We start from the raw sequence: 26306 nt of genomic DNA, 5'->3' as shown, positions 1-26306 counted from the left end.
CCCATCTCATGGACATGCTCGATAACATGCGCCTGTTCGTGCGCGTCGTCGAAGCCGGCAGTTTCACCGCGGTCGCGAAGGAAATCGACGCGACCACGGCCCAGGTGTCGCGCGCCGTTTCGAATCTCGAAGCGCACGTGCAAACGCGCCTCTTGCACCGCACGACCCGTCACCTCGGGTTGACCGAAAGCGGCCAGCGCTACTTCGAACGCGCGAAGTCGATCCTCGCCGAGATCGACCATGCGAACGCCGAGGCGCGCAACGCGCTGCTGCGGCCGAGCGGCAAGCTGCGCATCCATGCGATGACGGGGCTCGGGCAGAGCCACGTGGTGTCGTCGATCGTCCGCTATCAGGAAGACAATCCGGACGTGTCGGTCGAGCTCACGCTCGCGCAGCGGATGCCGAATCTCGTCGAGGAGGGCTACGACGTGTCGATCGTGTCGGCGTCGCATCTGCCCGATTCGGGCTACGTCGCGCAGACCTGCGGGACGAGCTGCAGCGTGCTCGTCGCGTCGCGCGAGTATCTCGCCCGGCACGGCACGCCGACGACGCCCGAGGACCTCGCGAAGCACGTGTGCCTGCGGCTCGACACGCCGGCGTCGCCGGGCGGCGAGTGGCGGCTCGAGCGCGACGACGGCGACGAGACCGTGTATGCGCTGCCGCCCGCGCCGTTCCAGGCGAACGTGCCGGACGCGCTGTCGGTGGCGGTGCGCGCCGGGCGCGGGATCGGCTCGATCGCGCTGTACACGGCGCTCGACGACATCCGCGAAGGGCGGCTCGTGCGCGTGCTGCCGAACTATCGGCTCGACACGCTGAGCGTGTACGCGGTCTACGCGACGCGCCGCTATCTCGACGCGAAGATCCGCACGTTCCTCGATCATCTGCGCACGACGCTCGCGCCCGCGCTCGAAAACGATCTGAAGGAACTCAACCGGCTGAAAGGCGGCGCGGGGAAGGCGTTGCGCGAGGTCGCGTAGCGGCGTTGCGCATCGCCGCGCGACTCGCCGATCGCCGATGTGTGCGATGCATGCGCGATGTGCGCCGCGCCCGCGCGGTGGCGGGGCGGTCGACGCGTCGGCCGGGGCGGGCCGGAAGAGCATGCCTGCCGCGCCGGTGCGCGGTCAGTGCGTGACCGACAGGAACAGATACGCGGCGAACAGCGACAGATGCACGACGCCGTGCAGCACCGTCGTGCGCCCCATGCTGAGCGTCAGCGTGCTGACGAGGAGCGTGAGCGACAGCAGCACCGTCTCCATCGCGCCGATGCCGAGCGTGAGCGGGTTGCCCGTCCAGATGAACACCGCGGCGACGGTCGGGATCGTCAGGCCGATGCTCGCGAGCGCGGAGCCGAGCGCGAGGTTCATGCTCGTCTGCAGCCGGTTCGCGCGCGCCGCGCCGACGGCGGCGAGCCCTTCGGGCAGCAGCACGAGCGCGGCGATCACGATGCCGACGGCCGCCTCGGGCGCGCCGAGCCGGAGCACCGTGCGCTCGACCGCGGGCGACAGGAGCTTCGCGAGCAGCACGACCGCGACGAGGCTCACGAACAGGAACACGATGCTCGTGAGCGCGGTGCGCCCGCTCGGCGGCACCGCGTGGATGGATTCGTCGGCGCTGCCGTCGATCAGGAAGTAGTCGCGGTGGCGGACCGTCTGCACGAACACGAACACGCCGTACAGCACGAGCGACGACACGCCGGCGAACGCGAGCTGCGACGTCGACAGCCGCGGGCCGGGCGCGGCGCTCAGATAGTTCGGCATCACGAGCGAGAGCACCGACAGCGACGCGAGCACCGCGAGCGCCTTCGTCGCGCCGCGCCCCTGGAAATCCTGCTCGCCGTGCTTCCAGCCGCCGACGAGCAGGCACAGCCCGACGATCCCGTTGCAGACGATCATCACCGCGGCGAACACGGTGTCGCGCGCGAGCCCCGCTTTCTCGGGGCCGGCCGACAGCATCACCGACACGATCAGCGCGACCTCGATCACGGTGACGGCGATCGCGAGCACGAGCGTGCCGAACGGCTCGCCGACGCGATGCGCGACGACTTCGGCGTGGTGAACGGCGGAGAACACGGCGCCCGCGAGCGCGGCGGCGACGAATGCGATGACGAAGCCTTCGGCCGGCACGACGCGCGACAGCGCTAGCACCAGCCAGGCGGCGAGCGGGGCGGCGAGCGTCCAGCGCGGGAGAGCGGACGATGAGATCGGCATGAAGTGTCCTTGGTCGTGGCAGGGCGCGAGCAGGGATTCTAACAGGTGGTCCGGCACCGAAATCCGGCGCCCGGCCGTGCGGCGCTTCGGCGAGCGGCCGGCGGCCACGCCATCCGGACAGGCAAGGCGAAGCGGGTGATCGACAGGCGCGGCAAGGCGGCGTGAGAGGGCGCCGCCCGGCGGCGCGGCATGCGGCGAAGCCGCGGACGTGTCCCCCTGCGCCGCGTCGATTCGATCGCCGGGCCGTTCGCGTCGCGCGAGGTCGGGGGAAGCGGAGGCGGGAACCCGGGCGACGGTTCGCCGGTCGATGACCGTGTAGTCGGCCTCGGCGGCTCGCCGCGCGACGATGCGCCGGGTTCGGTCGGCATCATCGGTGTCTAGCCGCCGGCCATCGAATCAACATGAGGACAACGAACACAATGGTCACGACGAGCGTCAAGGCGATCATCCGAAGCGGCAACGCGGTGCTGTTCCTGCGTAATCCGCGCGGCGAATGGGAACTGCCGGGCGGACGCCCGGAATCCGGCGAATCCCTCGAAGCGGCGCTGCGCCGGGAAGTATTGGAAGAATGCGCGCTGGCCATCACGTCGATGCGCTACGCGGGCAGCCGATCATGCGAAGTCGTGCCCGGCGGGCACGTGCTGATCGTCTGTTTCCGGTGCGAGTTCGACGGGCATGCGATCGCGATCAGCGACGAGCACGATCGTTTCGGATGGATCGACGTCCGCGCCCCAAAACCCGGCAATCTGCCCGCGTTCTACTGGGCGTTCTGCGTCGACGGCGAACCCGGCGAATAGCGGATCGGCGAGGGCGGTCAACGCATGGCGCGCGGACGATGCGCGCGCTCGCGCATGCTCTACAATGGCGCGGCCGCGCGAGCGGCCTCCGATAACCGTTCTTCGTCCCCCCGCTTCCCGATGATCGTCGACCGCCTGATCTCCGAAACCCTGTTCGGCTTCACCGGCCTCATGGGCATCATCAATCCGTTCGGCATCGCGTTCCTCTTCCTCGAGCGCACCGAGTCGCTGACGGAGGCGCAGCGCGCGGCGCTCGCGCGCAAGGTCGCGATCAATGCGTTCGTCGTGCTGCTCGCCGCGTTCTTCGTCGGCACGCCGATCCTGCATTTCTTCGGCATCTCGCTCGAGGCGCTGCGGATCGGCGGCGGCCTCGCGGTCGCCGTGGCCGGCTGGCAGATGCTCAACGAGCCCGACGTGCCAACGGGCGGCGACACCGCGGCGACGCCCGTCGAGCCGCGCAACGCGATGGCGCGCGCGTTCTTCCCGCTGACGATTCCGCTGACCACGGGCCCCGGCTCGATCGCAACCGCGATCGCGCTGAACGCGAACCGCACGCACAAGCTGTCGGAGTTCCTGCTGTCGAGCATCGTGTCGGTCGCGGTGTCGGCGCTCGCCGCGCTCGTGATCTGGCAGACGTACAGCCGCGCGGCGTTCCTCGCGCGCTATCTCGGCACCGACGGGACGAAGGTCGCGATGCGCGTGTCGGCGTTCCTGCTGCTGTGCGTCGGCGTGCAGATCATGCTGACGGGCTTCTCCGAGTTCCTGCAGCCGATCGCCGATCAGGTGAAGTGACGGTCCGGGCGATGCTGCGCGCGGCCGGCTCTCCCGCGCGCGGGAGAGCGCTCAGCGCGCCCCCGCGACCATCGGATACGTGAACAGCCCGAAATGCGCGAGATTCAGGCCGACGTGCGCGAGCACCGCCGCCTGCAGCCCGCCTGCGCGATACGCGAGCCCGTAGCCGACGCCCGCGACGGTGGCGAGCGCGACCCATTGCCAGCCGCCCGCGACATGCGCGGCGCCGAACAGCAGCGCGGCCGCGCCGAGCGCGACTGCGCCCGAAGCCGGCACGCGGTTCGCGAGCAGCCGGCCCAGCCCGCCTTGCAGATAGCCTCGGAACAGCGCCTCCTCGGCGAAGCAGACGAACAGCAGATTGTTCGCGAACCACAGCCAGGCCGATTCGGGCCACTTTGGCGCCCAGCCGACGAGGCCGACGCCGAGCGCGAACACGAGGCAGACCGCCGACGTCGCGACGGCCGCGACGATGCCCGAGCGCCAGGCGCGCGCGCGATCGTCGATCGGCTGCAGCCACGGCAGCACCCACAGCAGCCAGAAGCCGACGAGCGGCTTGTCGAGATTCAGGTACATCGAGAACGGCGCGGCGTCGGGCGTGTAGCGCACGGGGCCGATCACGCGCGGGTTGTGAAATCCCGGCAGCCAGTGGAGCATCAGCGCAACCGCGAGCGCGACGAACACGACGTGCCCGGCGACGCGAACGGCCGCATGGCGCTGCGGCGCGACCGCATACGCGGCGGCGGCGAGAAGCGCGATCGGCGCGAGCGCGACGGGCGCCATCAGGCCGGCCGCGAACGCGCCCGCATAGCCGAGCGCACCGAGGCCGACGCTCGCCGCGCGCAGCTTGGGAAACCAGACGGCCGCGAGCGCGGCGGCGAAGAGGGCGGCCCACGGAGCCGCGAGCCAGAAAGTGTTGTCGGACATGAAGAGAACCACGAATGATCTGATGAAAAGCCGCCCATCATAACGCGTTCGCGATCGCTCCCCGCGGGCCATGCCGCCCGATCGTCATCGCGAAGCCCATCCGAGCAGGCCGCGCCCATACCGCGCGCCGGCCAGCGACAGGAGCGCCGCCACGCCGACGTTCCACACGAGGATCATCGCCGTCGCGTCGATCGGATGGAGCAGCGAGAGCGCGACGGCGGACAGCGCGGACACCGCGAGACCGCCCGCGGCCGCCGCGGGCGCCGGCGCGAGCCGCGCGACGTGGCGCGACATCAGCAGCAGCGCGAGCGACAACGGCGCGCCGACGAGCGTCAACGTCGCGAAGCAGCGCAGCGTCTCGCCGGCCGATATGCCGGCCGGACCGATCTCGACCCAGTCCGTGAGGCACCCGTAGCCGATCGTCGACATCCAGGCGACGAACGCGGGCATCGGCAACAGCAGCCAGCGCAGCGAACGCCCCGGAACGCCGACCACGAACGCCGCGACGGCCGCCAGCACGCCGGTCGCCGCCGCGGCGGCCACGCGCGTCGCGAACAGCGGCTCGTGCAGCCTGAGCGGCAGATCGGGCCTCGCGCCGTGCGCGACGGCCACGCAGGCGAGCAGCGCGGCGGCGAACAGCAGCCAGCCGGCCGCCCGCCACGCCGGCGCGCGCAGGCGCCGGACGGGCGCGGCGTCGTCGACGAGCGATTCGATCAGTTCGTCGGTGGACCTCATCGGCGCTCCTCCTCGCGTTCTTGCAGCAGCCTGCGCAGCGTCGCGATCCCGCGATGCACGGCGACCTTCAAGGCGACGACGGTCATCCCGGTCGCGAGCGCCGCCTCCTTCAACGACATTTCCTCGAGCTTCAGCAATCGGATCGCGTCGCGCTGTCCGGCCGGCAGCCGGCCCAGCATGTCGCGCAGCGTCCGGGCGTCGGCGGTTTCTTCCATGAGATTCGCTCCGGCGGCGGGCAAGGTTTCATGCTCCGGATCGAGCGGGACCTCCCGGGCCGCGGCGCGCCCCGAGCGCCGCAGCGCGTCGACCACGCGCCGGCCCGCGATCGCCACGAGCCACGGGCCGAACGGCCGGCCGGGGTCGTATGTGCGGCGCACCTCGTGGACGGTGATCAGGATGTCCTGCACGACGTCCTCGACGGCGTCCGCGTGGACGCCGTGCCGCGCCGCGAAGCGCCGCAGATACGGCGTGACGCTCGCGAGCAGGCGCCGGTACGCGTCCCGGTCGCCCGCCTGCGCGCGCGCCATCAGCGTCGACCAGTCGGGCGAGCCGTCCGCGCGGGTCGCGGGCCGCGCGCAGGCGTCGTCTGGCGCGCTCGGGGCGGCGTCCGGCTCGTTCGTCCGGAGTCGCGCGCCGTCATGTCGGATGTCGTCGGTCATGGTCGTCCACGCTCGGAGGCGGCGGCGCGACGCAGGAAATCCGCATCGCGCCGCGTAACCTTTTGTCGCGCCGGAGCGAAGTTTCTGACAAGGTCGCATCCCGCGATCGCAACCGCCTTTTCAGGAGAAGACACCATGAGCAGATCCGCTTTGAGCGTTTCGTCGCTGTCCGCGGCGATCGGCGTCGCGCTCGCGATGCAGGCCGCGCCCGCCGCGGCGCAGGGCATGAAGGACACGAGCGGCATGCCGCAGATCGTCAAGGACAACATGGCAAGGATGGCGCAAAACAAGCTCGAAAAGTGTTACGGCGTCAACGCGGTCGCGAAGAACGACTGCGCTGAGGGCGCGCATTCGTGCGCCGGGCAGGCGAGCCGGGCGCGCGATCCCCAATCGTTCGTGCTGCTTCCCGCGGGCGATTGCAGCAAGATCGCGGGCGGCACGCTGAAGGCGGGCTGACGCGCGTCCGATCATGAGCACGGGTTCGACGCCGATGCCCGCGCCGCGCGGCGGCGCCCCGGCCGGCGCGCTTGCGGCGCGGGCGGGCATCGGCTTGCGTTTTCGCCATCATCGGACGGTGCTCAGGCGCCGGCCCGCCGTCGCATGGTTCGAAGTGCACACCGAGAATTACATGGGCGGCGGCGCGGTGCCGCGCGTGCTGGACGCGATCCGGCGCGACTACCCGCTGTCGCTGCACGGCGTCGGCCTGTCGCTCGGCAGCGCCGACGGGATCGACGCCGTGCACCTGGCGCGCGTGCGCGACGCGGTCGCGCGCTTCCAGCCGGCGCTCGTGTCCGAGCATCTCGCGTGGAGCGCGGTGGGCGGCGCGTATCTCGCCGATCTGCTGCCGCTGCCGATGACCGACGAGGCGCTCGACGTCGTGAGCCGCCACGTCGATCAGGTGCAGACGGCGCTCGGTCGACGGATTCTCGTCGAGAACCCCTCGACCTATCTGCGGTTCGCGCATTCGACGATGCCCGAATGGGAATTCCTCGCGGCGCTCGCGCGGCGCACCGGCTGCGGCATTCTTTGCGACGTCAACAACATCCACGTGAGCGCGTGCAACCACGGCTGGGACCCGCTGACTTATCTGGCGGCGCTGCCGCCCGCCTCGGTCGGCGAGATACATCTGGCCGGCCATCGCGTGACGCCGCTCGGCGGCGGCCGCGTGCTGCGCATCGACGACCACGGCTCGCGCGTCGCGCCCGAGGTCTGGGCGCTGTATCGCATCGCGCTGCGCCGCTTCGGCGCGGTGCCGACGCTGATCGAATGGGACAACGATGTGCCGCCCGTCGGCACGTTGATGCGGGAAGCGGCGATCGCCGAGTCGGCGCTGGAGGAGGTGCGCGATGCGAGCGCGGCCGCCTACGCTGGCTGAATTGCAGCAAGCCGTTCGTCGCAGCCTGTCGGGCGCTGACGTTGGCGCGGGCGCGGGCGCGGCGGACTGGGTGCTGCCGGACGGCCTCGCGCCGGACGCGCGTCTTCGCGTCTACCGGAACACCTCCGCGAGCGTGCTGCTGAACGCGCTGCGGCTCGCGTTCCCGGCGACCGAGCGGGTGGTCGGCGCGGCGTTCTTCGCAGGCGCGGCCCGCCGGTTCGCCGGTTCGTCGCCGCCGGCGAGCGCGTGGCTCGACGAGTACGGCGGGGGCTTTCCCGAATTTCTCGCGCGGATGCCGCAGGCCGCTTCGGTGCCGTATCTGGCCGACGTCGCGCGTCTCGAATGGCAAGTGAATCTCGCGCTGCATGCACCGGACGCCGCGGCGCTCGATCTCGCGCGCCTCGCGGGGCTCGGCGCGCGGGCGCTGCGCGCGCTTCGGCTGCGGCCGCATCCGGCTGCGCGGCTGCTGGGCTGCGCGTATCCGGCCGACGCGATCTGGCGTGCGACGCTCGAACGGGACGATCGCGCGCTGGCGGCAATCCGGCTCGACGACGCGCCCGTGCATCTGCTCGCGCAGCGCACCGAAGCCGGCATCGAGGTGCTCAGGCTCGACGAGGCGGATTGGCGGGTCGCATCCGCGCTGTTCGCGGGCGAGCCGCTCGGCGCGGCGCTCGCGAACGCGCCTGGGGTGGGCGGCCATGCGCTCTTCGCGGCGCTGTTGTCGCGCGGATGTTTTGCCGACTCGCCCGCGCAGTCCGGCGGCGTCGGCCCGATCGACGGAGGGATGCGATCATGACGTGCCCGATCCGCTCCGGCGGCGCTCGGCGCGCCGGCTGCGCGGCGACGCTGCTGCAACTGGCGCAGCGGCTCCAGCGCGTGCCCGACTGGCTGCTGGCGATTCCGCTGCGGCTCGCGGTGGCGACGATTTTCTGGAATTCCGCGATGACGAAGCTCGCGAACTGGGACGCGGCGCTCGCGTTGTTTCGCGACGAGTACCGGCTGCCGCTGCTGCCGCCGGACGTGGCCGCGTACCTGGCGGTGTCGATCGAGCTCGGCGCGCCCGTGCTGCTCGTGCTCGGCCTCGCCACGCGGCCCGTGGCGCTGGTGCTGCTCGGCATGACGTCCGTCATCGAGATCTTCGTCTATCCGCAAGCGTGGCCGACGCACATCCAATGGGCGGCGATGCTGCTCGTGCTGCTGTGCCGCGGCGCGGGCGCGCTGTCGGTCGATCACTGGCTGCGGCGGCGCTGGCTGCGGGCGGGCGACGCGCGGGCGGGGACCTAGGCGGCGCGATTCGCGCGCCGGTCGCGCTTCGCGGATGCGCGCGCCGAAGGAGGAGCAATGAATGCGATCGTGCGGGAATCCGTGCTGACTTGTCCGCATTGCGGCTTCGCGCGGCGAGAGACGATGCCGGAGGACACCTGTCTTTTCTTCTACGCATGCAGCGCCTGCGGCGCGTTGCTGCGTCCGAAGCCGGGCGATTGCTGCGTGTTCTGCTCGTACGGATCGGTGTGTTGCCCGTCGAGGCAGAGGCGATCGGAATCGGACGGCGCGGCCGGTTCGTGACGACGGGCGCGCGGCGTCGCGTTGCGCCGATGCGTGGATGTACCGATGAATCGATATGCCGACGCGCCGCACACCCGCCGCCGGGCGGGCCTGCCGGCTTTCGCCGCGCGCCCGGGCGGCGGGCCCGCGCGAGTTCACGCCGCCGGCTGCTCCCCGACGACGAACTCGAACGACGCGACGCCGTCGACGCCCCCTGTCACGCGATCGCCCGGCTGCAACGCGGCGACGCCCGCCGGCGTGCCGGTGAAGATCAGGTCGCCCGCGCGCAGCTCGACCGCGCGCGACGCATACGCGATCACGTCGGGAATCGGCCAGATCATGTCGGCGAGCTCGCCTTGCTGGCGCACGTCGCCGTTGACCGCGAGCCAGATCCGGCCGCGTTGCGGATGGCCGATCGACGCGGCCGGATGGAGCGCCGTCAGCGGGCCCGACGCGTCGAAGCCCTTCGCCCAGTCCCACGGCCGGCCGGCCTTCTTCGCCTGGGCCTGCAAGTCGCGCCGCGTCAGGTCGACGCCGACGCCATAGCCCCACACGTGATCGAGCGCCGCGTCGGCGGCAATCGCGCGCCCGCCGCGGCCGATCGCGATCACGAGCTCGATCTCGTGATGCAGGTCGGACGTGAGCGTCGGGTACGGCACCGTGCCGCTCGCGGGCACGATCGCGTCGGCCGGCTTCGTGAAGAAGAACGGCGGCTCGCGGTTCGGATCGGCGCCCATCTCGCGCGCGTGGTCCGCGTAGTTGCGGCCGACGCAGAACACGCGGCGCACCGGAAAGCGCGCGGCGGAGCCGGCGATCTCGACGGACGGAACGGCGGGCGGCGCGAATACGTAATCGGTCATCTTGGAGTCTCTGAAAAGGTGTTGGAAAGCGGGAGCCGGAAAGCGAAGGCGCGGGCGGCGGCCTTCGACGGCGCGACGCCCGGCCGCGTGTCGCGGCGGACGTCGCGGCTGGCGTCGTCGACATATCGACGATACCGGCGCCGGCCACGCGCCGATGCGACGGATGTGTGGTTTTCATGGACAAAACTACGCGCGCGGCTTCGCGGCCGCCCGCGCCGCGCCTTTCGAGCCGGCCGCGCCGGGCGCGCCGTTCGCATCGCGGTACTCCTTCGGCGACAGGCCGACGCATGCGCGAAAGCGCCGCGAGAAATAGCCTTCGTCGCGAAACCCGACCGCGTGCGCGATGTCGGCGATGCGCCGCGTCGTGTGCGCGAGCAGCGATTGCGCGAGCGCGATCCGCCGCTCGGTGACGAGATCGGTGAACGTGCTGCCCGTCTCCTTGCGGATCAGGTGCGCGAGGTAGTTCGGCGACAGAAACGCCGCGCGCGCGGTGCCCGCGAGCGTCAGCGCGTCGTTCGTCAGGTTCGCGCGCACGTGGCGCAGCACGCGCGCGAACGCGTCGCGGCGGCCCGTGCGATGCGCGCCGCTTTGCGCGAGTTTCGTGAGCGGCCCCGCGTACTGCGTGCAGACGAGCCCGATCAATTGCAGCAGGTAGCCGCGCAACAGCGGCACCGAGCCGAACGTGCGCGCGCGGTCCGCTTCGAGCATGCGCTGCGCGAGGCGGCGCGCGTCGTCGAACGCCGCGCCCGTCAGGATGAAGTCGAGGTGCTCCTGGAAGCGGAACGGCGCGAGTTCGGGCGCGCGCTGCGCGGACACGTCCTCGAGATCGAGCGGATCGACGTCGAGATCCGCGCGCAGGAACGTCTGCGAGAAGTTGATCACGACGAAGTGCGCGCCCGGCGGATGCGCAATCAGATGCTCTCGGTACGGCAGCACGAACGCGAGCGCGCCGCGCGGGAACGCTCGCGTGAGCCCGCCGATCTGCTGCTCGGTGTCGCCGCCGAGGTTGAACTGGATCTGGAAGTACGCGTGCCGGTGCGGCTCGGTGATCGCCCGGCGGGTGGCCTCGTCGCGGATGTAGAAATCGAGGCGGTCGCTGCGCTCGGGCATGCCGTACGTGCGCGGCCTGACTGGGGATGGCATGTGGGCTGTCGTGGTCGTGATGCGGATGGTGCGGTCGGCCCGCGCGGCGGCGCGACGGGCAATGGTCGAATTGTCGCTAAAAACGGGCGGGCGTGGGGCGCGGCGTGGGCGGGCGGCGCGGCCGCCGCGTCGTCGGGCGGGCGCGAGCGATCGCGCATCGCGGCTGACGCGCAAGAACGTTCGACGCCCGCCGGGACGCCGATGCCGCGCCACAGCGTTTCCCAGCACGTGAAAAGTCCGCGAACCCGCCTATCTTTGTGATGACACCGCGAACAAAGGAATAAAGCACGCGCGGCGTTCGTTTTCGCAGACATGGGGCGCCGCCCGCCGCGGCGTGCGCGCGACGCCCGGACCCGACCGATGCGCCGCCCGGAGGCGGAAATGAAATCGACACGGATGCTTTCAGCCGTATTCGCGCTGCTCGCGCTGATGCTGTCGGCGGGCTGCGCGTCGTCGGACGACATGTCGCCGGCCGGCCATGCGACGCCGGCGAGCGGCTACGGCCGGGGCGCCGGCGGCGGCGGGTATTGAGCGACGGCGCCGCGCGTGAGCTTCGAATCGGACGTCGTCGGCTGGCTGCCGCAGTTGCGCCGCTATGCGCGCGCGCTGACGGGCGATCCCGCGTGGGCCGACGATCTCGTACAGGACACCGCCGAGCGCGCATTGTCGCGAATGAGCGCGTTTCGGCCCGACAGCAACCTGCGCGCGTGGCTGCTGACGATCCTGCGCCACTTGTACATCGATCAGTTGCGCGCGCGCCGCGAATTCGCCGTCGACGACGACGACGGCCCGTGGCGCACGCTCGAGGCGCCCGTCGGCCAGGTCGACGCGCTCGTGCTGCGCGACGTGCAGCGGATGCTGTACCGGCTGCCGCTCGAGCAGCGCGAAGCGCTGCTGCTCGTCTGCGTGGAGGAACTGAGCTATCAGGAGGCGGCGGCGGTGCTCGGCGTGCCGGTCGGCACGGTGATGTCGCGGCTGTCGCGCGCGCGGGAGCACATGCGCGCGCTGCTGACCGACGCGCCGCTTCGGCCGCCGTTGTCATTCACCGCTGCGAGACATCATCGATGAGCGACGATCCCGATCCCACCGTCGCACCGGAATCCGACGAACCGGGGCTTTTCGCGCTGTCGGCGTTCGTCGACGGCGAGCTGCCCGACGCGGAGCGCCGCGCGATCGCCGAGCGGCTCGCGGCCGACCCGCGCGCGGCCGGCGTCGTGTCGCACTATCGCGCGCAGCGCGCGGCGCTGCGGGCGTTGTTCGCCGATCCCGTCGCGCAGCGCAGCGGCCCGTGCATCGTGCTGCGCGTGCGCACGCCGTGGTGGCGGCGCGCCGCGTTCGCGGGCGGCGCGCTGGCGGCGGGCGTCGCACTCGGCTGGCTGGGCGGTGCGCTCGCGCCGCAATGGGGCGCGCCCGCGGCCGTGCAGGCCGCGTTCGCGCATGAGGCGGATCACGCGTATGCGGTCTACGCGCCCGACGCGCGGCATCCGGTCGAGATCGCCGGCGGCCGCGACGGTGCGCTCGCCGCCTGGCTGTCGACGCGCGTCGGCCGCCGGATCGCCGCGCCTTCGCTCGACGAGTACGGTTTCGCGCTGCTCGGCGGACGGCTGCTGCCGGGCGCGACCGGCCCCGCCGCGCAGTTCATGTATGAAAACGCGGCCGGGGGACGGCTCGCGCTCTACGTGAGCGCGTCCTCGCAGCGCGAGACGGCGGTCCGGCTGCTGCGCGACGGCGAGCGGCGCACGTTCTACTGGGTCAGCGAACGCACCGCGTACGCGCTCTCCGGCCAGATCGCCGAAGACCGGCTGCGCGCGATCGCGGCCGACGTCTGCGGCGAGCTCGGCGGCCATCCGGAGCGGTGGCGATAGGCGCGAGCCGGGCCGCGACGTCGAGGCAACCGAAGAGTCGATCATGGGGGCCGCCGGTTCATCCGCGAAAGCAGTCGTCGCGGCGCTTGCGTGCGCGGTCGGCGCGTGGCTCGCGGCGGGCGTGGGCGCGGCGGGCGCGTCGGGCGTCTCGGGCGTCTCGGGCGTGTTGGGCGTGTTGGGCGTGTTGGGCGTGTTGGGCGCGGCGGATGCGTCACGCCCGTCAGGCACGTCCCGCGCATCGGGCACGTCGGCTCCGGCCGGCGCGGCAGACGTGTCCGGCGCCGAGCCGGCCGGCACGCTCGCCGCGTCGCCGCATCCCGCTCCGCGCTACCGGCTCGACCCTCGGCACTCCGGCGTCACGTTCCGCGTCGACAATTTCTGGCACGCGCATCTGACGATGCGCTTCACGCAAATGCACGCGGAACTGGCCGGCGGCGACGACGATCGGCTCGCGAGCCGCGTCGACGTGACGGTCGATGCGGCGAGCCTCGGCGCGAACGTGCCGTTCGTCGCCGCGCTCGTGAAGGGTTCGGCGATGCTCGACGTCGCGCGCTACCCGGAGATCCGCTTCGTCGGCACGCGATTCGAGCGCACCGGCGCGGCGACGGCCCGCTTGACCGGCGATCTGACGATCCGCGCGACGACGCGGCCGATCACGCTCGCCGTGCGCTTCGACGCCGGGCAGCCGGGCGCCGACGCGCGCGACGGCGACGCGCGCGACTCGGCCTGGCGGCGCGAGGCGCGGGGCCGGCGCGAATTCGGGCCATACGATGCGCGCCCGCGCGATGCGGCGCTGGACGATGCCGATTCGCCCGATGCGATGCCGCGCGACGCGGATGCGAGCCGGATTGTCCCGAGCGGCAACGCCGTTCGGCAGCGCGCGGCCCGGCGCGGCACCGAACCGCCGGAATCGCCCGAATCGCGCGAATCGCCCGGGCGACCCGCGCCGGACGCGGCGCGCACGCTCGCGTTCGTCGCGGACGGTCACTTCAGCCGGACCGCGTTCGGTCTGTCGCGCTGGCTGCCCGCCGTCGGCGACGACGTGCAACTGCGCATTCGCGCCGAGTTTGTCAGGGCGCGCGCAGGTCCGTAAGCCCGCACGTGTGTTTTTCTTCATTGGAGGAGCAGTCCTCATGATCAAGATTCTGCTGATCGCGATCGCGTGCGCGGTGCCGGCCGCAGCGCTCGCGGAGCCGCCGAAGGAGTCGAACGGCATGGTCGTCGACGACGACGGCATGACGCTCTACACGTTCGACCGGGACACGATGCCCGGCCAGAGCGCGTGCACGGGAGGCTGCACGGCGAATTGGCCGGCCGCGCTCGCCGACGCGTACGACAGGCCGGGCGGCGGCCTCGGCTTCATCGCCGCGGCGGGCGGCAAGCGCCAGTGGACGTACAAGGGGCATCCGCTGTACCGGTTTTCCGGCGATACGAAGCCCGGCCAGCACAACGGCGACGGCTTCGGCGGCATGTGGCACGTCGCGAGGCCGTGACGGAGCGGGGCGGCGGGCCCGAGGAACCGCCGCGCCGCATCGCCGGAAATGGCCCGCCGCGTGTTCCTCGGCGCGGGTGCGGGCGGGGCGTGCCGTGCCTCGTCAACGCGCGCGCCGACGCGGTTTCGGGCGCGCTGACGGGCGTGCCGTCGGCCGCGAGGCGAAGCGGCGGCAGGCGGCGGCACGCACGGAGCGGTCCCTCGTCTGACGAGGCGCATTCGGGGATTCACGTAGAATCGGCTGCGGAAGCGGCATGATGGGCGAGGATCGGGCGATCGGCGCCGAGATCGCCGTTGGAAGACCAATCGATCGAAAACGGGACATCGCGTGACAATACGATTTGCCAAGATGCATGCGCACGGTGACGACTTCGTCGTGATCGACGCGCGCGGCGGGATCGATCCGATCACGAGCGAAATCGCCCGGCGCCTCGGCGACCGCAATCGCGGCATCGGCTTCAATCAGCTCGCCGTCGTGCTCGACTGCGACGATGCGACCGCGCGCGTGCAGTTCTGGAATGCGAACGGCACGGCTCTCGACACCTGCGGCAGCGCCACGCGCGGCGTGGCGGACATGCTGATGCGCGAGGCGGGGACTTCGTCGGTCGTGCTGAGCACCCGCCGAGGCTTGCTGACCTGCGCGCGGGACGCGGCGCAACGCGTGTCGGTCGACATGGGCAAGCCGCTGCTCGGCTGGCGCGACATCCCGCTCGCCGAGCCGGCAGACACGAACGCGTTGCCGCTTCCCGGCAGTCCGACCGCGTGCAGCATGGGCAATCCGCATTGCACGTTCTTCGTCAGCGATCTGGCCGCCGTCGACGTGGCGGCCATCGGGCCCAGGATCGAAGCCGATCCGCTGTTCCGCAACAGGACGAACGTGCACTTCGTCCAGGTGATCGACCGCGGCCGCATTCGCCTGCGCATCTGGGAGCGCGGCGGCGGCATCCCGCTCGGATCGGGCTCCTGCTCGTGCGGCGCGGCGGTCGGCGGGATTCGGCGCGGCCTGCTGGACGATACCGTCGACGTCGAATGCGACGGGGGCGCGGTGACGGTGCAGTGGGACGGGCGCAGCGGCGTGGTCCTGACCGGCTCCGTCGAGCCGGTCTTTTGCGGGACGGTCGCAAGCCGGCTTTTGCCGGCGATCGGGGCCGGCGCGCCCGTCGCAACAACGCCTTCAACCTGACGGCCGGATCGGCGAGCCGGTCCGGCGCGAACGCGTCGCCGCGCTCGACGATCATCCGCGCGAGCTTCATCTCCTTCGCGAATCCGGCCGCCGGGCCGAAGCCGCTCGCGGCAACGAGCCGCTCGTTCACATCGAAATGGAAGTGGATCTCGGCGCCGACGGATCGATCCGCGCGATCGTCGCGACGACATGCCCGATGCGGTCGTCGCGCCACGCGGCGAGCGGGCGCAAGCCGCACTGTCCAGCGCCGCGCTCGCCCGTCAGTACCGCTTTCGACAGCGGCGGCCGCTCGTACGGCGATGCGGTTCCGCGCCAATCAGCACGATCCGGCCGGGCCATCCCGCCTCGCGCAGCGCCTGCGCCGCGCGACCGCTGCACGGGCGCCGGAATGACGCGTCGTCGTCGGCTTCCGGCTGGAGCCGGCGCTGCAGCACCGAAGCGTCGAGACGGCCCCACAGACCGGGTCGTCTCGTTCACCGTCCGGTTACAAGTTTGTATATAATAATCATTCGCATTTACAAAACAGCATCCCGGCACGATGGTCCGGGGGGATCACGTCCATGCCGGCCAACACTCTGCACCTGCAGCGGGAGATCGCTGCGCTCTACTCCGGTCATCGCGGCTGGCTGCACGGCTGGCTGTCGAAGAAGCTCGGCTGCGGCGAGCGCGCGGCCGATCTCGTTCACGACACGTTCATCCGCCTGCTCGCGCGCGACGAGCCGATCGGCGCGGCCGAGCCGCGCGCGTTCCTGACGACCGTCGCGCAGCGCGTGCTGTACAACCACTGGCGGCGCGAGCGGCTTGAGCGCGCGTATCTCGACGCGCTCGCGCAGTTGCCGGAGGCGGTCGCGCCGTCGCCGGAGACGCGCGCGATCCTGTTCGAGACGCTCGTGGAGATCGACCGGAGGCTCGACGGGCTGCCCGCCGCGGTCAGGCGCGCGTACCTGCTCGCGCAGCTCGACGGGATGACGCACGCGCAGATCGCGGCCGAACTGCGCGTGTCGCTCGCGACCGTCAAGCGCTACCTGGTGAAGGCGGGCGCGCAGTGCTACTTCGCGATCGCCGCATGAGCGGCGCGAAGCCGGCCGGCGGCCCGCCCGCGGTGCCCGCGCCCGTCGCGCGCCGCGCGGTCGAATGGTGGGTCGAGCTCGGCTCGGGCCACGCGACCGACGCGATGCGCGCGCGTCTCGCGCGCTGGCGCGCCGAGCACCCGGCGCACGACGCCGCGTGGCGGCACATCGAGGCCGTCAACGGGCGGCTCGGCCATGTCGCCGATACGCTGAGCGCGCAGGCCGCCCGCGCCGCGCTGCTGCCGCCGCGCTCGCGCGGACGGCGCGCGGCGGTCAAGGCGCTCGCGGCGCTGCTGTTCGCGGGCGGCGCCGCCTGGACGGGCGGCGCATACGCGCCGTGGCGCGCGTGGGGCGCGGACGTGCGCACGGCCGTCGGCGAGCGGCGCACGATCGCGCTCGCGGACGGCACGACGGTCGTCCTCGACACCGACACCGCGATCGACATCCGTTTCGACGACACGACGCGCGGCGTGCGCCTGCTGCGCGGCGAAATCATGGTGACGAGCGGCCACGACGCGGCGCGCGCGGTCGCCCGTCCGCTCGTGATCGCGACCGCGCACGGCGACGTGCGCCCGGTCGGCACGCGCTTCTCGGTGCGCGAGCGCGGCGACGCGACGCGCGTCGACGTGTTCGACGGCGCGGTGCGGATCGCGCCGCTGCGCGCGGCGGGCGAACCGCCGTTGATCTCTGCGGGGCAGCGCGCGGACTTCACGCGCGACGCGCTCGCCGGGCCGCCGCGCGCGATCGGAGGCGACGCGGGCGCGTGGGCGGACGGCATTCTCGTCGCATCGAACCTGCGCCTCGCCGAGCTGCTGGCTGAGGTCGAGCGCTACCGCCCAGGCCGCGTGCGTTGCGGCGCGGCGGTCGCGAACCTGCGCGTGTCGGGCACGTACCCGCTCGACGACACCGACCGCATCCTCGACACGCTGCGCGAGACGCTGCCCGTCGACGTCGAGTACCTGACCCGCTACTGGGTGACGGTCGTCGCGGCGCGCGAATGAGCGCGCGCCGAGCGCTTTTGGAATCCTGAACGCTTCCGAAAAAAATTCCCGCCGGGCCTGAGCTGTTTTCGATGTTCGCGTGACATGGGAAATGAAGGCTGCATTCCACCCATCGTCAACGAGTCATCGATCATGGATTCATTCCGCAATCGCCATTCTCGCCACGCGTGCGCCGGCGCGCCGGCCGCTTCGCTCGAGCCGGCCGCGTCCGCCGCGCGCATCGCGCGCGCGCCCAGCCGTGCGCATGCGGCGCAGCGCGGCGGGCGCCGGCGAAGCAACGTGGCTGCGCCACGGTTCGCGCCGCGCCGCGTCGTCGCGAGCGTGGCCGCCGCCGCGCTGTTCTCGGCATTCGCCGCGCCCGGCGCATCGCGTGCGGCCGAGCCGGCCGCCGCGACGCGCACGTACGACATTCCAGCCGGGCCGCTCGACGCCGCGCTGACCCGCTTCGGCCGCGAGGCCGGCATCCTGCTGTCGTTCCCGGGCGAGCTGACCGCGGGCCTGCACAGCCCCGGCCTGCACGGCCGCGCGGAGGCGGCCGCGGCGCTCGACCGGCTGCTGACGGGCACGGGCCTCGTCGCGGCCCGGCAGCCGAGCGGCGGCTACACGCTCGTCAGGCTGCCCGCCGCGCCGGCCGCACCGGGCGCGGGGACGGCGCTCGCGACCGACACGACGCTGCCGACCGTCGCGGTGCGCGCGAGCGGCCCGCATGCGGACAGCTATCGCCCGCCGCGCGAGGCGGCGGGGCTGCGCAGCGACGCGCCGCTCGCCGAGGTGCCGCAGGCCGTCAACGTGGTTCCGCCGCAGGTGCTGCGCGACCAGCGCCCGCGCAACCTCGACGACGCGCTCGCGAACGTGAGCGGCATCACGCAGGGCAACACGCTCGGCAGCACGCAGGACACGGTGATGAAGCGCGGCTTCGGCGACAACCGCGACGGCTCGGTGATGCGCAACGGGATGCCGATCGTGCAGGGCCGCTCGCTGAACGCGACGGCGGACAGCGTCGAAGTGCTGAAGGGGCCGGCGTCGCTGCTGTACGGGATCATGGACCCGGGCGGCGTGATCAACGTGGTCACGAAAGAGCCGCAGCTCGCGCGCCGCCACGTGGTCTCGGTGCTCGGCTCGACGTACGGGCACGGCAGGAACGGCGGCGAAGCGACGTTCGACTCGACGGGCGCGATCGGCGATTCGCGGCTTGCGTACCGGCTGATCGTCGATCAGACGAACGAGCAGTACTGGCGCAACTACGGCGAGCATCGCGAGACGCTCGTCGCGCCGTCGCTCGCGTGGTATGGGCGCGATACGCAAGTGGTGCTGTCCTACGAGTACCGGCGCTTCCTGATGCCGTTCGACCGCGGCACCGCGCTCGATCCGCGCACCAACGCGCCGCTCGCGATCCCGGCGCGCCGCCGGCTCGACGAGCCGTTCAACGACATGCGCGGCGAATCGAATCTCGCGCAGCTCACGGTCGACCACCAGCTCGCGCCCGGCTGGAAGGCGCACCTCGGCTACAGCTACAACCGGGAGACGTATGACGCGAACCAGATTCGCATCACGGCGGTCGACCCGGCCAACGGCACGCTCACGCGCAGCAACGACGCCACGCATGGCTCGCGCAGCACCGACAGCTACGCAATGGCGTACCTCGATGGCCGCGTGACGCTCGCCGGGATGCGGCACGACGTGCAGTTCGGCGTCGACAGCGAATACCGGCAGGTCTACCGCGCGGACATGCTGCGCCAGTCGATCAGGACGCCGTTCAGCTACCTGAACCCGACCTACGGGCTGATTTCGCCGTCAACGAGCGTGTCGGCGTCCGACAGCGACCAGAGCGACACGCTGCACACCGCCTCGGTGTTCTTCCAGGACAGCATCCACCTGACCGACAAGTGGATTCTCGTCGGCGGCGCGCGCTTCGTCCGCTACAGCCAGCTCGCGGGGCGCGGCCGGCCGTTCCAGGTCAACACGAACCTGAGCGGCACGAAGTGGCTGCCGCGCGCGGGCATCGTCTACAAGTGGAACGACGCGCTTTCGCTGTACGGCAGCTACACGCAGTCGCTGAAGCCGACGTCGAAGATCGCGCCGATGTCGGGCGGCTACGTGATCGACGGCTCGACCGCGCCCGAGGAGGGCGCGTCGTGGGAGCTCGGCGCGAAGCTCGACATGCCGGGCGGCCTCGCGGGCACGCTCGCGTTCTTCGACATCGACAAGAAGAACGTGCTCGTGTCGCAGTACAACGACGCGACGAGCCAGACCGACTGGCGCACGTCCGGCCGCGCGCGCTCGCGCGGGATCGAACTCGACGTGTCGGGGCGGATCGGCGAGCGCTGGAACGTGATCGCGAGCTACGCGTACATCGACGCGAAGACGACCGAAGATCCGCTGTACGCGGGCAACCGGCTGTGGAACGTCGCGCGGCACACGGCGTCGCTCGCGGCCGTCTACGACGTGGGCACGGTGTTCGGCGGCGACGATCTGCGCGTCGGCGCGGCGGGGCGCTACGTCGGCGCGCGGCCGGGCGATTCGGCGAACAGCTTCACGCTGCCCGCATACGCGACCGCCGACGCGTTCGCGACCTACGACACGCGGATCGGCAAGCAGAATCTGCAGTTCCAGTTGAACGTGAAGAACCTGTTCAACCGCACGTATTACCCGTCGAGCGTGAACCGGTTCTTCGTATCGGTCGGCGACGCGCGGCAGGTGTCGCTGCTGACGACGCTGCAGTTCTGAAGCGTGGCGCCGTTTTTCAAGGCGGATTTTTTTGAATCGACGACGCGCGCTTCGGGCCGTGCGCCGCACGGCGCGAAGCGCGCTTGGAGAAACCGATGAAGCAACGATCTGATCGTCCGGCGCCCGCGCGCCGCCGCGTGCTGCGCGGCCTGGGCGGCGCGGCGCTCGCATGCGGCGTTGCCGCTGTTGCGGCGGCCGTTGCCGCGGCGGCCGCGCCCGTTTCCGCGCATGCGGCCGAGGCGACGCCCGCGCCCGGCGACGCGCCGAAGGTGGGCGCGGGCAAGCGCATCGCGATGCTCGTCCAGCTCGGCGGGCCCAACCTGAAGACCGACGAGCAGGCGAAGGCGCATCTGGAATCGCGCGGCTACGCGGTGCGGCTCGTCGACGAAGCGCAGCCCGTGGAAGCCGCGGCCGACGCCGACCTCGTGATCATCTCGTCGACGGTGTCGAGCAAGCGCGTCGCGCGCGGCTGGCGCACGCTCGCGAAGCCGCTGCTGACGTGGGAGAACGATCTGCTCGACGATCTCGCGATGACCGGCAAGCGTCACGACGTCGATTTCGGCGAGACGGGCAAGGAGCGCCATCTGTGGCTCGTGAACGCGCCGCATCCGATCGCGGCGGGGCTGCCGGCGGGCGCGACGAACGTCTACGGCCGGCGCGCGTCGATGAGCTGGGGCAAGCCCGGGCTTGGCGCGAGCATCGTCGCGACCGTCTACGGCGAGCCGGACAAGGCGGCGATCTTCGCGTACGAAAAGGGCGCGACGATGGATTACGAAGCGCTCGCGCCCGCGCGCCGCGTGATGTTCTTCCTGAACAACGACACGTTCGGCAACCTGTCGCCGGAAGGCGTCGCGCTGTTCGACGCGGCGCTCGACTGGACGGCGGGCCTGCGCTGAGCGGGCGCGGCATCGGCCGGGCCGTCGGTCGCGCGGGCGGCGCACGCGCTGCGTCCAGGCGATCTATCCCGCTTCCCGCGCGAGCCGCCCCCGCCCGAATCCCGAGCCGAGCACGAGCACCGCGAACACGAGCGCGCCGCTCGCCACTTGCTGCCAGTAGAAGTTCCAGCCGATCAGCAGCAGCCCGTTCGCGACGAAGCTCACGAGCAGCACGCCGATCAGCGTGCCGGCGACGTTCGGCCGGCGAGCCGCGGACAGCGTCGCGCCGATGAACGTCGCGCCGATCGCGTTCAGCAGATACGCGTTGCCCGCTTGCGGCGCGTACGACTTGACCGTCGACGACAGCACGAGTCCCGCGACGCCGTAGACGAGCGCGCTCGCGACGAACGCTCCCGCGGCCAGCGCGCCGACGCGCAGCCCCGAATGGCGCGCGACGCCCGGCTGCGCGCCGAGCGCGCGCGCCTGCCGGCCGGGCGTCGAGTGCTCGAGCGCGACGTGCAGCGCGAGCGCGAGCGCGGCGACGATCCACAGCGGCGCCGCGACGCCGAGCCAGGCGCCGTGCGCGAGCGCGTCGAACGCGGCCGGCGGGGCGGCGCTCAGCAGATAGATCGGCTGCCCGCCGCCCGTCGCGAGCTGCTGGATCGTCTGGCCGATGAAGAGCGTGCCGAGCGTCGCGAGAAACGGCGCGATGCCAAGCCGCGTGACGAGGAGCGCATTGCCCGCGCCGACCGCGAGCGCCGCGCCGAGGCCCGCGAGCGCGGCGCCCGTGAAGCCCGCGCGATGCGCGAGCGCCGAGACGAACGCGAGGCTCGCGACGTCGATCGCGGTGCCGAGCGACAGATCGATCGCCCCGATCGACAGCGCGAGCGTCATCCCGAGCGCGGCGATCGCGAGGAGCGCGAAGTTGTTGACGAGCACGCGCTCGACGTTCGCGAGCGTCGCGAAGCCGGGCGCCGCGGCTGCGAAGAACGCGAGGACGGCGACGAGCGCGCCGAGCGCGGCGAAGCGCGACAGACGATCGGCTGCGTCAGGCATCGAACGGCCCCTCCGACTGGCGTCGGCGCAGCAGCGCGACGGCCGCGACGACGGACAGGATCAGCGCGCCCTCGACGCCGCTGACCCAGTAGCTCGACACGTTGTTCAACTGAAACCCGTTCGCGAGCATGCCGACGAACAGCACGGCGACGAGCGTGCCGGGAATCGTCGGCACGAGCCGGCGCGAGAACACGACGCCGAGCAGCACCGCCGCGACGACGGGCAGCAGATCATCGCTCGCGCCGGGCGCGCTGCCGCTCAGCAGCGCGGATGACGCGAGTGCGGCGAGCGCGGCGGACAGGCCGCTCGCGACATAGCTCGACGCGACGTAGCGGCGCGCGTCGACGCCCGCGGCGAGCGCCGCCGCGCGATGCGCGCCGACCGCGTGCAGCCGCAGCCCGTAACGGGTGCGATGGACGAGCGCGCCGAGCACGGCCGCGACGCCGACGAGCGCATACGCGAGCCACGGCGCACCGAACGGCCCCGCGCCGGCGAGCGCGGCGACGAGCGGGCTCGCCGACGATACCGGCGTGTTCTCGGTCAGCACGAGCTCGAGGCCCGCGCAGACGTTCATCGTCGTCAGCGTCGCGAGGAGCGGCAGGATGCGCAGCCACGCGACCGCCCACGCATTGAGCGCGCCGACCGCGACGCCGGCCGCGCAGGTCGCGGCGAGCGCGAGCGCATCGCTCTGGCCGCCGCGCGTGAGCGTCGCGAACACGGCCGCGCACAGGCCGAGATTCGCGGCGATCGACAGATCGAGCCCGCCCTTGATCGCGTCCGCGCCGCCGCCGATCATCACGATCGTCAGGCCGAACGCGAGCAGGCCGGTGACGGCGCTTTGCTGCAGCACGTTGCCGAGGTTCGCGAACGTGAGGAACAGCGGCGAGCTCGCGGAAAAGCCCGCGAACACGAGCGCGAGCGCCAGCCATGCGCCGCCGCGCAGCAGCAGGCGCCGGTCGATGGCGCGCTCGCGCGCGTGCGCGTGCGCGTCTTGCGCGGAAGGCGCGGAAGGCGCGGAAGGCGCGGAAGGCGCGTCCCGCGTGCGTTGCGTCGCCGCGCTCGCGCGGCCGAGATCGAATGCGCCGCCGCTCATGCCGCCGCCTCCGCCGCGGGCGGCGCCGCGTTTGCGTTGCCCGGCGCTGCGGCGCGCTCCACCGCATCGTGCGCGCCGGCGCCGCCGTGCCGCGCGCCGCGCGCGAGCGTCGCCCACGCGAGCACGTCCTGCGTCGTCGTCTCGGCGGATGCGCACTGCGTGACGATCTCGCCGCGCGCCATCACGTACACGCGGTCCGTCACGTCGAGCAGCTCGGTCAGGTCGCTCGAGAACAGCAGCACCGCCGCGCCCGAGCGCGCGAGCGTATCGATCAGCGCGTAGATCTGCGCTTTCGCGCCGACGTCGACGCCGACCGTCGGCTCGTCGAGCAGATAGACCGTCGACGCGCGCCCGAGCCACTTCGCGAGCGCGACCTTCTGCTGGTTGCCGCCCGACAGGAAGCGCACCGGCCAGTCGGCGCGCGCGGGGCGGATGTCAAGCTGCCGGATCAGCGCCTGGGCCGCGCCGGCTTCGCGGCGGCCGCGCACGAAGCCGAACCGCGACACGCTCGGCAGGCTCGCGAGCACGACGTTCTCGCGCACCGACAGCGCGAGCGCGACGCCGTGCGCGGCGCGGTTTTCCGGCACGAGCGCGATGCCGTGCGCGACCGCGTCGCGCGGCCGGCGCACGCGCACGGGGCGAGCGTCGATCGCGATGTCGCCGCGCACGCCGCGCGCGAGGCCGAACAGCGCGCGGATCACGTCCTTGCCGCCCGAGCCGAGCACGCCCGTCAGCCCGACGACTTCGCCGCGCCGCACCGTGAGCGACACCGGGCCGAAGCGGCCGGGCAGTGCGAGGTCGCGGGCTTCGAGCGCGATCGCGCCCGGCGCGCGCGGCGCGGCGCGCCCGCCGGGCTGCGCGGGGGCGGAGCCGGTTGGCGCGTCGGGCCGGGCGTCGGCCTGGATGCCGTCGCCCGCGCCGGCGCGGGCGACGGGATGCGGCGCGCCGATCATCGCGGCGACGAGCGCGTCGCGCGATACGTCGCGCGCGTCGAAGTGCGCGACGTCGGCGCCGTCGCGCAGCACGCTCACGCGATCGCACACGCGCGCGATCTCGTTCAGGTAATGCGACACGTAGAGGATCGTGTGCCCGTCGGCGCGCAGCCACTCGATCGTCTGCAGCAGCCGGTCGACCTCGCTCGACACGAGCGCCGCGGTCGGCTCGTCGAACACGAGGATCTCGTGGCGCCCGATCAGCGCGCGCGTGATCTGCACGATCTGCTGCTCGGCAACGGACAGCTCGCCGATCAGCCGATCGGGCGGCAGATCGACGCCGAATTGCGCGTGCAGCACCGCGCGACAGTCGCGGCGCATCCGCCCGACGTCGAGCGGCAGCAGGCGGGCGAGCCGCGACGCGCGGCCGCCGAGCGTCGGCGGGTGCGGGAAGAACAGCGCCTCGGCGACCGTAAACGTCGCGGGCAGCAGCCGCTCCTGGTGGATGAAGCCGATTCCCGCGGCGCGGCGGCGGGCGAAGCCGCCATCGGAGACGGAACCGGCGCCGCCCGCGGCGAGCGGCGCGCCGCCGACCGCGATCTCGCCTTCGTCCGGCGCGTGCAGGCCCGCGAGGATCTTGACGAGCGTCGACTTGCCCGCGCCGTTCTGGCCGATCAGCCCGTGCACGGTGCCGCGCGGCACCGCGAGAGACGCGCAGCGCAGCGCGGCGACGCCGCCGAAGCGCTTGACGACGCGCCGCACGTCGAGCGCGAGCGGCGCGTCGGCGGCGCCGTGGGTGGCCGCGGGCGTGGAGGCGGACGCCGCGGACATCGGGGGCGCCGCCGTCATCGCCGCACGACTTCGGCGGCGGCGGACGTCTGCCCGAGCGTGCGCGGCGCGCCGCCCGCGTCGTCCTTCGTGACGAGCACCGACGGCACGAACGTATACGCGGGCAGCGACCGGTCGCCCGCCAGATAGCGCGCGACGTTGCGCACCGCGGTGCGGCCGATCAGCGCCGGCTGCTGCGCGACGACGGCCGCCGCGCTCGATTTCGGATTCTTCACGAGCGCGACCGCCTCGGGGCTGCCGTCGACCGCGTACGTGCGGATCTCGCCGCGGCCGGCCGCGTCGACCGCCTGCGTCGCGCCGACCTGCGGAATGTCCCACGCGGCCCAGATCGCCGAAATCGAGCCTTTCGGATATTTCTGCAGCAACTGGCTCACCTGCGCATACGCGTTCTGCGCGGTGTTCGGGATCACGTCGCGCAGTTCGGGCTCGATGATCCTCACCTTCGGATACCACTTCAGCACCGCTTTCAACTGGTCGTAGCGGATCGCGCACACGGGCACGCCGTAGAAGCCGTTGAACACGAGGATGTTGCCTTCGCCGCGGATGTCGTTGACGAGCTTCAGCGCAAGCTGCGAGCCGATCACGAAGTTGTCCGACGTGACGACGTTCACGCTCGACGGCGAAGCCGTGTCGATCGTGAAGAGCGGGATGCCCGCCTGCCGGATTTTCCGGAGCCACGGCTCGAGCACGGAGGCGGTGCCGAGCTGCTCGATGATCGCATCGGGCTTCTGCGCGATCAGCGTCTGGATCTGCGCGATCTGGCGGCTGTCGTTGCGGCCGGCGTCGAGTGCGATCGGCGTGCCGCCGAGGCGCTTCACTTCGTCGACGGCGCCCTGGTATGCCTGCAAGTCCCAGTAATGATCGGTGCCGGCCGCCGTGATGCCGATCCGCTTGCCGGCGAGCGGCAGCGGCGCGTGGCCGGACGGGCCGGGCGGCGCACCGGCGGTAGCGGCGGACGCGGAGGCGATGCCGATCGCGAGCGCGGCGGCGAACAGCGTGGACAACAGGCGGGCGAGCGGAGCAAGCGGGCGTGACATGATTCGTGGGCGCGGGATGCGGACAGTGAGACGAACGAACGATTCTGTGCAACAGCGCCGGCGAAGGGAACGATGGATTCGTGCTTTGG

At 72.2% G+C, this 26306-nt stretch carries 28 protein-coding genes and 1 pseudogene; 18 read left to right on the top strand and 11 right to left on the bottom strand.

Going from position 1 to position 26306, the window contains the following annotated elements:
- The first annotated feature begins 8 nt into the window (after nucleotides 1-8).
- Complete coding sequence (locus WT16_RS18350) at nucleotides 9-977, top strand: LysR family transcriptional regulator (protein ID WP_015602665.1); 969 nt, start codon at nucleotides 9-11, stop codon at nucleotides 975-977.
- A gap of 144 nt (nucleotides 978-1121) precedes the next feature.
- Here WT16_RS18350 and WT16_RS18345 read toward each other — a convergent pair whose 3' ends face one another.
- Nucleotides 1122-2207: an ionic transporter y4hA gene (locus WT16_RS18345; RefSeq protein ID WP_009914918.1), complete on the bottom strand. Its 1086-nt coding sequence runs from the start codon at nucleotides 2205-2207 to the stop codon at nucleotides 1122-1124.
- A gap of 401 nt (nucleotides 2208-2608) precedes the next feature.
- On the opposite strand from WT16_RS18345, the gene WT16_RS18340 reads away from it, so the two are divergent.
- On the top strand, nucleotides 2609-3004 hold the full coding sequence (locus tag WT16_RS18340; protein WP_230479327.1) for an NUDIX hydrolase: 396 nt from the start codon (nucleotides 2609-2611) through the stop codon (nucleotides 3002-3004).
- A gap of 120 nt (nucleotides 3005-3124) precedes the next feature.
- A complete protein-coding gene (locus WT16_RS18335; protein ID WP_009914923.1) occupies nucleotides 3125-3796 on the top strand; it encodes a MarC family protein in 672 nt (223 codons plus the stop codon).
- Between the two features lie 51 nt (nucleotides 3797-3847).
- On the opposite strand, the gene WT16_RS18330 is transcribed toward WT16_RS18335, so the two are convergent.
- The 3 genes from WT16_RS18330 to WT16_RS18320 form a co-directional block, all read right to left on the bottom strand.
- Entirely contained in the window at nucleotides 3848-4720 is an 873-nt protein-coding gene (locus WT16_RS18330; protein ID WP_063533910.1) for a CPBP family intramembrane glutamic endopeptidase, read from the bottom strand.
- Between the two features lie 84 nt (nucleotides 4721-4804).
- Nucleotides 4805-5455: an NrsF family protein gene (locus tag WT16_RS18325; protein ID WP_006027321.1), complete on the bottom strand. Its 651-nt coding sequence runs from the start codon at nucleotides 5453-5455 to the stop codon at nucleotides 4805-4807.
- On the bottom strand, nucleotides 5452-6114 hold the full coding sequence (locus WT16_RS18320; protein ID WP_063533909.1) for a sigma-70 family RNA polymerase sigma factor: 663 nt from the start codon (nucleotides 6112-6114) through the stop codon (nucleotides 5452-5454). The genes WT16_RS18325 and WT16_RS18320 overlap by 4 nt, the downstream gene beginning before the upstream one ends.
- Before the next feature lie 135 nt (nucleotides 6115-6249).
- Here WT16_RS18320 and WT16_RS18315 point away from each other — a divergent pair, with 135 nt between their 5' ends.
- The 5 genes from WT16_RS18315 to WT16_RS35045 are packed head-to-tail and all read left to right on the top strand — an operon-like array spanning nucleotide 6250 to nucleotide 9055.
- Entirely contained in the window at nucleotides 6250-6570 is a 321-nt protein-coding gene (locus tag WT16_RS18315) for a DUF2282 domain-containing protein (RefSeq protein ID WP_041862084.1), read from the top strand.
- 34 nt (nucleotides 6571-6604) lie between these two features.
- Nucleotides 6605-7489 carry a DUF692 domain-containing protein gene (locus tag WT16_RS18310; RefSeq protein WP_063533908.1) on the top strand — a complete coding sequence of 295 codons (885 nt, stop codon included), beginning with the start codon at nucleotides 6605-6607 and terminating at the stop codon, nucleotides 7487-7489.
- On the top strand, nucleotides 7461-8285 hold the full coding sequence (locus tag WT16_RS18305) for a putative DNA-binding domain-containing protein (RefSeq protein ID WP_063533907.1): 825 nt from the start codon (nucleotides 7461-7463) through the stop codon (nucleotides 8283-8285). The genes WT16_RS18310 and WT16_RS18305 overlap by 29 nt, the downstream gene beginning before the upstream one ends.
- Complete coding sequence (locus WT16_RS18300; protein WP_006027316.1) at nucleotides 8282-8773, top strand: DoxX family protein; 492 nt, start codon at nucleotides 8282-8284, stop codon at nucleotides 8771-8773. The genes WT16_RS18305 and WT16_RS18300 overlap by 4 nt, the downstream gene beginning before the upstream one ends.
- 57 nt (nucleotides 8774-8830) lie before the next feature.
- Nucleotides 8831-9055, top strand: a complete 225-nt coding sequence (locus tag WT16_RS35045; RefSeq protein WP_009914927.1) for a GDCCVxC domain-containing (seleno)protein — start codon at nucleotides 8831-8833, stop codon at nucleotides 9053-9055.
- 134 nt (nucleotides 9056-9189) lie between these two features.
- Here the strand turns inward: WT16_RS35045 and WT16_RS18290 are convergent, their stop codons facing one another.
- Nucleotides 9190-9894 carry a fumarylacetoacetate hydrolase family protein gene (locus WT16_RS18290; protein WP_006027314.1) on the bottom strand — a complete coding sequence of 235 codons (705 nt, stop codon included), beginning with the start codon at nucleotides 9892-9894 and terminating at the stop codon, nucleotides 9190-9192.
- A gap of 186 nt (nucleotides 9895-10080) precedes the next feature.
- Nucleotides 10081-11004 carry an AraC family transcriptional regulator gene (locus WT16_RS18285; protein ID WP_063533906.1) on the bottom strand — a complete coding sequence of 308 codons (924 nt, stop codon included), beginning with the start codon at nucleotides 11002-11004 and terminating at the stop codon, nucleotides 10081-10083.
- 429 nt (nucleotides 11005-11433) lie between these two features.
- Between WT16_RS18285 and WT16_RS35425 the strand changes: the two genes are divergently transcribed.
- The 6 genes from WT16_RS35425 (at nucleotide 11434) to dapF (ending at nucleotide 15577) form a co-directional block, all read left to right on the top strand.
- Nucleotides 11434-11568: a hypothetical protein gene (locus tag WT16_RS35425; protein WP_041862085.1), complete on the top strand. Its 135-nt coding sequence runs from the start codon at nucleotides 11434-11436 to the stop codon at nucleotides 11566-11568.
- 15 nt (nucleotides 11569-11583) lie between these two features.
- Complete coding sequence (locus WT16_RS18275; protein ID WP_006027310.1) at nucleotides 11584-12105, top strand: sigma-70 family RNA polymerase sigma factor; 522 nt, start codon at nucleotides 11584-11586, stop codon at nucleotides 12103-12105.
- The gene (locus WT16_RS18270; RefSeq protein ID WP_059929915.1) at nucleotides 12102-12902 is read left to right on the top strand and encodes an anti-sigma factor; all 801 of its coding nucleotides are present in this window, start codon (nucleotides 12102-12104) and stop codon (nucleotides 12900-12902) included. The genes WT16_RS18275 and WT16_RS18270 overlap by 4 nt, the downstream gene beginning before the upstream one ends.
- A 43-nt stretch (nucleotides 12903-12945) precedes the next feature.
- Nucleotides 12946-13995, top strand: coding sequence for a YceI family protein (locus tag WT16_RS18265; protein WP_063533905.1), 1050 nt, complete (start codon nucleotides 12946-12948; stop codon nucleotides 13993-13995).
- A 40-nt stretch (nucleotides 13996-14035) separates the two neighbouring features.
- Nucleotides 14036-14395, top strand: coding sequence for a hypothetical protein (locus tag WT16_RS18260; protein ID WP_063533904.1), 360 nt, complete (start codon nucleotides 14036-14038; stop codon nucleotides 14393-14395).
- A 327-nt stretch (nucleotides 14396-14722) separates the two neighbouring features.
- On the top strand, nucleotides 14723-15577 hold the full coding sequence (gene dapF / locus WT16_RS18255; protein WP_063533903.1) for a diaminopimelate epimerase: 855 nt from the start codon (nucleotides 14723-14725) through the stop codon (nucleotides 15575-15577).
- A gap of 153 nt (nucleotides 15578-15730) precedes the next feature.
- Here the strand turns inward: dapF and WT16_RS35040 are convergent.
- Nucleotides 15731-16008, bottom strand: a pseudogene (locus WT16_RS35040) (hypothetical protein); the annotation flags it as partial.
- 129 nt (nucleotides 16009-16137) lie between these two features.
- Between WT16_RS35040 and WT16_RS18245 the strand changes: the two are divergent.
- From WT16_RS18245 to WT16_RS18230, 4 genes are all read left to right on the top strand, one after another.
- Entirely contained in the window at nucleotides 16138-16647 is a 510-nt protein-coding gene (locus WT16_RS18245) for a sigma-70 family RNA polymerase sigma factor (RefSeq protein ID WP_006027303.1), read from the top strand.
- Nucleotides 16644-17648, top strand: a complete 1005-nt coding sequence (locus WT16_RS18240; RefSeq protein WP_063533901.1) for a FecR domain-containing protein — start codon at nucleotides 16644-16646, stop codon at nucleotides 17646-17648. The genes WT16_RS18245 and WT16_RS18240 overlap by 4 nt, the downstream gene beginning before the upstream one ends.
- Before the next feature lie 132 nt (nucleotides 17649-17780).
- On the top strand, nucleotides 17781-20375 hold the full coding sequence (locus WT16_RS18235) for a TonB-dependent receptor (protein ID WP_063533900.1): 2595 nt from the start codon (nucleotides 17781-17783) through the stop codon (nucleotides 20373-20375).
- A 95-nt stretch (nucleotides 20376-20470) separates the two neighbouring features.
- On the top strand, nucleotides 20471-21271 hold the full coding sequence (locus WT16_RS18230; protein WP_059930297.1) for a hypothetical protein: 801 nt from the start codon (nucleotides 20471-20473) through the stop codon (nucleotides 21269-21271).
- A 63-nt stretch (nucleotides 21272-21334) separates the two neighbouring features.
- Here the strand turns inward: WT16_RS18230 and WT16_RS18225 are convergent, their stop codons facing one another.
- Genes WT16_RS18225 through WT16_RS18210 form a run of 4 tightly spaced genes read right to left on the bottom strand, consistent with a single transcriptional unit; the run spans nucleotide 21335 to nucleotide 26217 of the window.
- Nucleotides 21335-22306, bottom strand: a complete 972-nt coding sequence (locus WT16_RS18225; RefSeq protein WP_059929901.1) for an ABC transporter permease — start codon at nucleotides 22304-22306, stop codon at nucleotides 21335-21337.
- Nucleotides 22299-23399: an ABC transporter permease gene (locus WT16_RS18220; RefSeq protein ID WP_063533899.1), complete on the bottom strand. Its 1101-nt coding sequence runs from the start codon at nucleotides 23397-23399 to the stop codon at nucleotides 22299-22301. The genes WT16_RS18225 and WT16_RS18220 overlap by 8 nt, the downstream gene beginning before the upstream one ends.
- Complete coding sequence (locus tag WT16_RS18215) at nucleotides 23396-25180, bottom strand: sugar ABC transporter ATP-binding protein (protein ID WP_063533898.1); 1785 nt, start codon at nucleotides 25178-25180, stop codon at nucleotides 23396-23398. The genes WT16_RS18220 and WT16_RS18215 overlap by 4 nt, the downstream gene beginning before the upstream one ends.
- Nucleotides 25177-26217: a sugar ABC transporter substrate-binding protein gene (locus WT16_RS18210; RefSeq protein ID WP_063533897.1), complete on the bottom strand. Its 1041-nt coding sequence runs from the start codon at nucleotides 26215-26217 to the stop codon at nucleotides 25177-25179. The genes WT16_RS18215 and WT16_RS18210 overlap by 4 nt, the downstream gene beginning before the upstream one ends.
- Between the last annotated feature and the right edge of the window lie 89 nt (nucleotides 26218-26306).

The sequence above is a fragment of the Burkholderia sp. MSMB1589WGS genome, assembly GCF_001636105.1.
In the GTDB taxonomy this organism is placed as follows: Bacteria; Pseudomonadota; Gammaproteobacteria; order Burkholderiales; family Burkholderiaceae; genus Burkholderia; species Burkholderia humptydooensis.
The sequence above is the reverse complement of the archived record's forward strand: the minus strand, read 5'-3'. Positions and strand labels throughout refer to the sequence as shown.